Source organism: Priestia sp. P5_B4, assembly GCF_056400385.1.
In genome coordinates this window covers 1-1,181 of the sequence record NZ_JBFULJ010001056.1, presented here as the reverse complement: position 1 = coordinate 1,181, position 1,181 = coordinate 1, and the positions used below count along the sequence as shown (strand labels likewise).

Sequence of the window (1,181 nt, the reverse complement as noted above, 5' to 3'; positions counted from 1 at the left end):
TAGCCCGGCTTCGTATTGACACGGCCAGCAGCGGTACGGATGCTGAAATTGATTTATCTGGTATTTCACTAAAAGAAGCGCACCATCTTAAAGATACGTTAAAGCTGTCGGGGAGTCAGCCGGAAATAAGGGAAAAAAGTCCTGAACGTACGATGAAAGTGTCGGTGAAACAGCTGGCGTTAGCTGCTGCGTTTTCCGGGAATTTTGGCTATATATTTGCTGCTCTTGGTTTTCTCTATCAGTATATTGATACGTATATCAACCGCTGGGTGAAGACAGCTTACGAAGAAGTGATTCATCAATCGATGCTTGGTTTATTTGTATTAGTGGCTGTAATTGTGGTGCTTGCTTATTTGCTGTCTATTGTTTTATATGTAATACGATTTGGCGGTTTCACAGTAGAGCGCTACGATCATTATCTACATATTAAATACGGATTGTTAAATAAGAAATCCCTTACGATTCCTTTTCATAAAATACAGGCTGTTACGATAGAGGAAGGGTTGGTCCGGCGCTTATTTGGATGGTCTTCCGTTTCGTTAAACGTCGTAACCTCTGATTTAAAAGAAAAGGTCTATTTACACCCGTTTATCCAGCAAAAAGAGATTTCAGCATTAATGAACGTATATGTGCCGCACTATGAATATATAAAGTGTCCAAGAAATACAGCGATTCAATATGCGTGGTATCCATTACTATTACCGGTCTTGTTATTTGCGGCAGCAGGGGTTGGCATTAGCTTTTGGAAATCAATGTTTGTGTGGATTATTGCTGTGCTATGCCTTATATACGTACTTATTCACTTGTTGGGCTATCGTCAAGGCGGCTTGATGATGAACGATGTATTTGTCAGTATTCGATCGCAGTTTTTAACACGAAAAACAACGATTATTAGAAGGAAGAAAATAGAAGAAATTGAGGTGTTTGCAGGCACTTTTTTATGGAAAAAAGGATATAGGAAAATAAAAATTGCAACTATGGGTACAAGCGGCAGCTATAAGTCCGGATATTTTCCATTTGAGATTTGGCATCCGGTCTTTCTGCAAGCTACTTCGGCTAAAAAGGCATGAAGAACATCATTGTTCTTCATGCCTTTTGACGTTATCTATTCRTTAAATTTTTCCCTTGCTCGTAATAGCTGTTCATCACTTCAACTGGCACCATACTGCCTCCAGTTGACC

The 1,181-nt window shown here is 39.7% G+C and carries 1 protein-coding gene; it reads left to right on the top strand.

Annotated features, from left to right (window positions below):
• Positions 1-1,070: PH domain-containing protein (locus AC1DRF_RS28730; RefSeq protein ID WP_477742403.1), on the top strand; the 1,070-nt coding region annotated here is incomplete at its 5' end.
• Between the last annotated feature and the right edge of the window lie 111 nt (positions 1,071-1,181).